Source organism: uncultured Maritalea sp. (genome assembly GCF_937139385.1).
Lineage (GTDB): Bacteria > Pseudomonadota > Alphaproteobacteria > Rhizobiales > Devosiaceae > Maritalea > Maritalea porphyrae_A.
Window position 1 is genome coordinate 1 of the sequence record NZ_CAKZPW010000231.1, and the last position, 7,202, is coordinate 7,202.

Consider the following 7,202-nt stretch of genomic DNA (forward strand, 5'->3'; position numbering starts at 1 on the left):
CCTCGCGACAACAGCAAGCACCAACTATGTCAAAGGTGGCTTTGACACAGATGCGGACATTAACGCCGAACTCGCCAAAATGACGACCGCTTTGGGCACACTTCGCTCCCAAGCGTCGACTTTTGGTACCAACATGACCGTGGTTGAAAACCGTCAGAACTTCACCACACGTCTGATCAATACGCTTGAAGAAGGCGCCGGCAAACTGGTCCTTGCAGACAGCAACGAGGAAGGTGCGAACTTGCTGGCTTTGCAAACACGCCAGCAACTCTCCTCAACATCACTATCATTCGCATCTCAGGCAGACCAAAACGTACTACGACTCTTCGGATAGTAGTCTCGCTAGGCTCGGTCAGAAAACGGCTCGTGGGAACGAGCCGTTTTTTTATGCACAGATGAATCTCGCCGCTGTCCCATAATGGAACCCACTCAAGACTAGCGTTAACCTTTCGGTAAGGTTAACAATTCATTGTCGCTAAGAATCAAAGCGCAAGAATTGTTAACTTTTAGCCAGGATGGTTTAACATGGCCGACATTACCCTCTCCCAATCCGTCAGACAGAATCTTTTGTCACTTCAAAGCACAGCGGACTTGCTCGGGCGAACTCAAAACCGTCTGGCTACAGGACAAAAAGTAAACTCAGCGCTCGACAACCCAAATTCATTCTTTACTGCGCAAGGATTGAACAACAGATCCAATGACTTATCGACATTGCTCGATTCAATGGGACAAGCTGTTCAAACCATCAAAGCGGCAGATCAAGGCATGTCCACCATCGTCGATTTGGTGGAAGCGGCAAAAGCAAAAGCCAATCAGGCACACCAATCCAACCTTGTTACTGATCGCCAAAAATTCGCGTCAGAATACAACGAATTGCTGTCGCAAATAGAATCGATTGCAAAAGACTCGGGCTATTCAGGCAAAAACCTATTGGCCGGTGCGGGCAACGACTTGCAGGTTGTTTTTAACGAAGACAGCACGTCCAAACTCTCAATTGCTGCTGTTGACCTGACTGATACATCTGGCCTATTGGCCCTGCCCGACCTTACCGTTGGCACCGCATCTACCGGCACAGTGACTGAGGCAAACCTTATTGCCGGCCGCGAGCCAGGCGACACACTGACGCTTACAGTCGGCTCAAAAACACACACCATCGAATATGGCGCAACAACAACCGCTGCAGATATTGTTTCGGCGTTGGATGCCCTGCCGGACGTAACGGCAACAACTGATGGCACTACGGTGACCATCTCTACAGTTGGCGGCGGTAATTTTAGCCTGGACGACACAAACGCCACAGCAGATATGACGACAGTTACCGGCACAGGATATGCCCAAAGCAGTTTTGAGCTGGACACGTCGATCAACAACACCTTGTCTGCGATTACAGAAGCTTTGAATACTCTACGCGGGCAAGCCTCTACCTTTGGGACCAACCTAACCGTTGTGGAAAATCGCAAAGATTTCACAAAGCAAATGATAAACACATTGGCCATTGGCGCAGATATGCTCACCCTTGCTGACAGCAACGAGGAAGGTGCGAATATGTTGGCTTTACAAACACGCCAACAACTATCTTCGACCGCTTTGTCCATGGCGTCGCAGGCCGATCAAAACGTATTGCGTCTCTTCCAATAATAGGGGGCAAAGGACCAGTTTATGGCGCTCAAAGTTGAACTCAAGCCAAATGAAAAACTGATTATCGGCGATTGCGTGATCACCAACTCCGATCAGCGCACCCGCTTTTATGTGTCTGGACACTCTCCAATTCTTCGCGAAAAAGACATCCTGACGTTTGAAACAGCCGACAGTCCAGCAAAACGTGTCTATTTCGCCATCCAGCTGATGTATTTGGAAGATGACATCGAAAAGGTGAAGGAAGATTACTTCACGCTGGTGAATGATTTTGTTCGCGCTGCGCCTTCAACCGTTGCGTTGGTGGACGATGTAAATAATGAGATATTAACGGGTTCACTATATAAAGCTTTGAAAAAGGCCAAGAAACTCATTGAGTATGAACGGGAATTGTTAGGGCATGCAACAACAGGCGGCAGCAGCATATCAACAGACAGCCAAGAAGACGGCGAGTCCTCGTGAGTTAGAGGCGAGTTTGCTTTCAAAATCGGCGGCACAGTTACAGCGTATCAAAGACGATTGGGACAATAAGAAAAGCGAATTGGACGGTGCCCTCACCTACAATCGCAAACTTTGGACAGTTTTTCTCACCTCCGTCACAAAAGACGAAAACCCGCTGCCCGTTGCAATTAAGCAGAATGTGGCCAATCTTGGAATTTTTGTGATGAATCAGACCATTCAGATTTTGGCAAATCCTGCACCTGAGAAGCTAACCGTAATGATCAACATCAATCAAGAGTTAGCTGCTGGCTTGCGCACCCAAATGCAACAAGCCGCAGAATAAAAACCAAAAGCAGCTTTGAGAATTTTAAAGCGACGGTCTCGGATCGTCGCTTTTTGCTTATTGGACGTAATTGACCAAAGACAATTTGCTCACGATTGAAGCGGTTTGATAGCTCGCTTGCATACGGGTCTGAAGTGACAAAATGCGCATAGCGACTTCTTCAATTGGCGCTTCTTCAATATTCACCAACATATTATCCAGCATCGATTTTTGCTGCACTTGTCGTTCCGCAATACGACCATTTGTTGTTTTGGCCAAACCCAACTCCATTTGAATAACTTCAATGGAGCCTTTTTCAGAGTTATGACTTTCGGACAAACGGTCGCGCACGGCATTGTTAAGTGATTGATATTTCAACTTTGCATCCGGATCAGAGGGTGAGAAACCTTCTGCCGCAAACACTGCCAAAGAGCGTATCAGACGGGTTGGACCGTCTTCATTTGCTTGCGCCCCATAAGAAACCCGTGTGTTTTCATCCACCCGTGCGTCAACCGTCTGGCGCGGGTTCGTTGCGCTCTGCCCTGTATACCAGATCACTGTGTCTGTATCAGTTGCCGCCACCAAACCGGTTGCCGTGTCGTACGGTGGACCATCCACACGTTGTGTCGTCTCTCCGTTCGCGGCGAAGAAATTGTCCGACGCTGCAAAGGCCGACGCGGCCACCAGATCAGTTTTGGTCAGTTCACCAAGTTTTGTGTCCAAAGCAGCCTTAAAGTTGGCCGCAGTTGCCGCTGTTGTGCCGCCAATCTGGAATTCGTTAGACGAAGTTGGTGGCCCAGCCACTGCTTTCATTTGCGCCTGAATTGTGCGCCCATCTGGCATATCAAGTCCAATAATAATCCGCTCATTATCGTTCGGCTGCGCCGCAAAGTCGACGCTCAATGATGGTGGTGCTCCCGCCGGCCCGGTCAAGGTGGCAGCCGCTCCATCAGAGCTCAGACTATCAAGTTTAAAACCAAACGGATGGGTACCATCTTCACTCAAAGAAACAGCAGTGCCAACGATCCCAGTGGTTAGGCGCCCCATATTGGCCGCGCCCATGTCCGCCATTTTTCGTTGCGCCATTACCGTGCGAAAGCCCGCTTTACCGTCCTTGCCGTTCATGACCGCATCAAACTGCTCAACGGGGTTCTTTTCGGTTTCGTTACCGCCAAACAAATGCCTTCCATTGAGTTCACTATTCATCAAATCAATGAGCTCGGTCATCCGCGTCTCAGCCAAATACTGAGCGGCCGTCATATTGACGCCGTTGATTTCATAGGTACCCTGCTGCGCTGATGCACGCGCAGCGCCCTCAATTTCATCAACCCGCGACATAGTCGTAGACATGAAATTGATACGGATATTCACCATGTCAACGTTCTGCTTGTAGCTATCCAATGCGCTCAGCCGAGACCGCAAAGTCATATCGACAACACGGTCGCCGCCAAGTCCAGACAATGTTTGAGATTTCTGTCCTGTGCTCAATTGTTGCTGCAGCACATCCAAGTCGCTGCGCATGTCCGCAATCGAACGATAGTTAAATTGGGCTGGGAACATTGAGTTATTAATAATCATCGACTTATCCCTTTCCCTTAAATTTGCATCAGTGTTTCAACGAGTTCTTTGGCGATGCTCACCACCCGCGCATTGGCCGCATAGGCGTTTTGCAGCTGCAGTAGCATTGCCATTTCCTCATCAATATCAACGCCATAAGCTTCCTTGGCACGCATTTCGAGCGTTTCCATCACCACGCCCTGGCTTTCATAAGCTTGCTTAGTTGAGGCGATTACATTGCCTTGAAAGTTCAACGCTTGCTTGACCAAATTCTCCACATTACCAGAGACTTTGAAGAACCCCGTAGCCTGATCGGATGCCGTAGATGCAGTAAATTCCAAATTGGCCAACTGATCGATAAGATAATTGGGTCGCGTCGCATCACCAATTGAAGTGGTGGTTTCATGCTTCACCAGCAATGAGTTATCAGCAACAATCGCTTGGTTCACCGCAATTCGGCCGGCGTAGCCACGTTTTTGCGGAACACCATCAAGCGAGTTTGTAAAGCTGCCTCCACCATTATCAGTGAACAGTGACAAAGCTGTCCCAGCACCTTGATCGGCTGTTACTGTTGTGTGCGCATTCAAACTATTGATATCAGTGGTATTTCCCGCGCCATCGTCCATGAAACGAATTGTAGTCCCCGCAGGATTACTGACCGTAATCGCGGCACCAAGTGTTGCATTTAGCGATGTTGCAACAGCGCCAATTCCTCCGCTAAAATCCAGTCCAATTGTGCGGACACCATTTGCGGCCGTAGAATCCATCGGCAGTTTTGACGCATCATCAACCCGCACAACATTGACTGTTTTAGCGGTCCCGCCTTCCACATATTTCACAGTAAAACTGTTGCCAACTTGTACGTTGGCTAGGTCCACTTCAAAACCATCCGCTCCGCCAGCGGCCACGGCAGCACCTGCTGTATCAATGGTAGACATAGCCTGCGCCAAGCCAGCAGCAATCTCATCAAGTTGGTTTTGCAGGGTCACCAAGCTATTATCGCGTTGGTCCAACAGTGAAGAAATCCTGCCTGTGTGCAAAACCCCATGCGCAACAACATCAATAGCAAGACCAGAAGGGGTCGCAATGGTCAATTGGCCAACCCCAGATTTTGCTGGATCAGCGTCGTAAAGCGCAGTGGCTGCCAAATTTCCAGCGGTCTGGAACTGGAATTGCGAAGCCTTGCCATCCAACAAACCAATGCCAGACCGTGTGTGCAATGCAACAGAGCCGTCACCACGATAGTCAACACTCACGTCAACCAACTCGGAGATTTTGTTGATCAATCGATCCCGTTCATCCAACACACTTATGCGCGTATCATCGTCTCTTGTTGTGTCCGTCAAGTCAGCATTTATGTCTGCAAGAGATGACAAATATTGATTGACTTCAGAGACATGCACAGAGATTTGACTCTCCGCCTCCACCCGCATCGTTTGGGTCGAGCGTGACAAGAAATTCAACGTTTCCGCCATAGACTGCGCCCGATCAACAACTTGGGATCGAGACACAAAGTCCTCTGGGCTAGTGGTAAGCGACTGCAAAGAGGCTTTTAGATTAGCCAGCTGTGTATCAAGCGAATTGATGCTGCCAGGCTTTCCCAGCAGCTGATCAATCTGGTTCATGAAACCTGCTTTGACGTCCATTGCGCCCATTTTGCCGGTTTCACGATGTGTTTGCGTTTCAAGCGCTTGCACATAGGCGCGCTGCACCTTAGCAACACGAACGTTGACGCTGTTGACGCCAAGATCTTCAACAAGCGAAAGTTTTTGGCGGTGATAACCCGGGGTGCCCGCGTTCGCAACGTTACGGGACACCACGGTAAGACCGCGTTGGTTCATGTCCATTCCAGCGAGTGCGTTGCTAAGTGTTACACTTAATCCCATGATAATCCCGTTACAAACCTGATGTCATAAAAGACGAGATAAAGGCGCAGCTAGGCGCCTAAACCTATCTCACCATATTGAGCGCTTCTTGCAGCATTTCATCAGCGCTCGACACAATCCTTGTGCCCGCTGCATATGCTTGCTGCGTCACAATGAGTTTCGTGAACTCTTCAGAAATATCGGTGTTGGAACTCTCTAAAGCAGCGCCCGTCACTTTGCCATCAATATCCAAAATCGCATCGCCAGATTCCGACGTTGCGGAGTAAATCCCCCCATCGTGCCGTCTCAGCTGGTTTTCCGAGTTGAACTGAGCGGTCACAACTTGCGCCAATTCAACTTTTTTGCCGTTGGAATAATTGGCAACAATTCGCCCTTCACTATTCACTTCAACTGAAACAAACTCACCAGCGGGATAACCATTTTGCGAAAGCTTTGTGACCTCCGCAGTTCCATTCGCATCAGAAAACTGCGTCACGCCATTGGACCCATGAATAAGCGACACATCACCAATGGTGATCCCATCAATTACCAAGCCAGTTAGACTCACCGATGATACAGCCGGATCTAGCGAGCCGTTCGTACCAAAAACATAATCCTGGCTCACCTTTTTCCACTGAGGGTTCGCACCAGTGGCATCCCCGTCAAACTGATAGAACATGTTCCAAGTGTCTTTCGCAGCCCCCCCTTGGGCATAGCTGGCGGTTTTTGCCCACCGCAGCTGTACGTTCGCTGGTGCGCCATTTTCCGCATATACGGTGATCGCACCGCCAGCGATTGAGTCAGCCAAGAACTTTGCGTTTTCGTCAGCATTTACGTTGCCAGTAGCGATCGGATCTACTGTATAGTCGCCAGAATCGAGCAATTCGGAATGTGTATTAACCGGATCATAGCCGGCGTTTTTCGGCAACTGAGGCAAGTTCAATTGATAATTGAAAACCGCTGTGCGTTGAGACGGAAGGAATGAGTTGTCCAGCTTAATAACCTCTGGCACAGAACCAGCAACGTTGCCCGTTTTACTATCAATAGGGAGCCCTTTGAGGTAGGCGCTTGATCCGTTGACCAAATAGCCCTCTTTATCCACGTCAAAGTCGCCGCGGCGGGTGAAAAAGTCTGTGCCACCAAAGACCGCATTGCCGTCATTGGTGCCGATTTTCTTTTCAACAACAAAAAAGCCACCGCCATTGATCGCCATATATGTGTTGCGGTCGGCTACAGTAATATCACCCTGCACGTCGTTCGTCGCACGTGATTGCGCCAACACCGCACCAGCAATTTGCCGTTTGGAAGGGGCATCTGGGATCAAATCAACAAAATCTGTTTCAATCCGTTTATAGCCAGTTGTTTGAGAGTTCGCGATATTG

7 protein-coding genes are annotated in these 7,202 nt (G+C 49.3%); 4 read left to right on the plus strand and 3 right to left on the minus strand.

From position 1 onward, the window contains the following. From Q0231_RS09815 to flaF, 4 genes are all read left to right on the plus strand, one after another. Positions 1-334 (plus strand): flagellin (locus Q0231_RS09815; protein WP_299347474.1); only part of this gene is annotated, 334 nt, incomplete at its 5' end. A 191-nt stretch (positions 335-525) separates the two neighbouring features. After that, positions 526-1,638 (plus strand): flagellin, encoded by a 1,113-nt coding sequence (locus Q0231_RS09820; protein WP_269393844.1) that lies wholly within the window; start codon positions 526-528, stop codon positions 1,636-1,638. Between the two features lie 21 nt (positions 1,639-1,659). Continuing rightward, complete coding sequence (gene flbT, locus Q0231_RS09825) at positions 1,660-2,097, plus strand: flagellar biosynthesis repressor FlbT (RefSeq protein WP_299347477.1); 438 nt, start codon at positions 1,660-1,662, stop codon at positions 2,095-2,097. Then, a complete protein-coding gene (gene flaF / locus Q0231_RS09830) occupies positions 2,036-2,419 on the plus strand; it encodes a flagellar biosynthesis regulator FlaF (RefSeq protein ID WP_269393842.1) in 384 nt (127 codons plus the stop codon). Before flbT ends, flaF begins: the two co-directional genes overlap by 62 nt. 57 nt (positions 2,420-2,476) lie before the next feature. Here the strand turns inward: flaF and Q0231_RS09835 are convergent, their stop codons facing one another. The 3 genes from Q0231_RS09835 to Q0231_RS09845 form a co-directional block, all read right to left on the minus strand. Next, positions 2,477-3,976 carry a hypothetical protein gene (locus Q0231_RS09835; protein ID WP_299347479.1) on the minus strand — a complete coding sequence of 500 codons (1,500 nt, stop codon included), beginning with the start codon at positions 3,974-3,976 and terminating at the stop codon, positions 2,477-2,479. Positions 3,977-3,993: 17 nt separating this feature from the next. Further along, entirely contained in the window at positions 3,994-5,841 is a 1,848-nt protein-coding gene (flgK, locus tag Q0231_RS09840; RefSeq protein ID WP_299347481.1) for a flagellar hook-associated protein FlgK, read from the minus strand. A gap of 64 nt (positions 5,842-5,905) precedes the next feature. After that, the coding region (locus Q0231_RS09845) for a flagellar hook-basal body complex protein (protein WP_299347482.1) at positions 5,906-7,202 on the minus strand (1,297 nt) is incomplete at its 5' end.

What these genes read in the sequence shown, in the direction of transcription:
- Q0231_RS09820 (WP_269393844.1), top strand. Translation starts at nt 526, where the DNA reads ATGGCCGACATTACCCTCTCCCAATCCGTCAGACAGAATCTTTTGTCA.
- flbT (WP_299347477.1), top strand. Translation starts at nt 1,660, where the DNA reads ATGGCGCTCAAAGTTGAACTCAAGCCAAATGAAAAACTGATTATCGGC.
- flaF (WP_269393842.1), top strand. Translation starts at nt 2,036, where the DNA reads ATGCAACAACAGGCGGCAGCAGCATATCAACAGACAGCCAAGAAGACG.
- Q0231_RS09835 (WP_299347479.1), bottom strand. Translation starts at nt 3,976, where the DNA reads ATGATTATTAATAACTCAATGTTCCCAGCCCAATTTAACTATCGTTCG.
- flgK (WP_299347481.1), bottom strand. Translation starts at nt 5,841, where the DNA reads ATGGGATTAAGTGTAACACTTAGCAACGCACTCGCTGGAATGGACATG.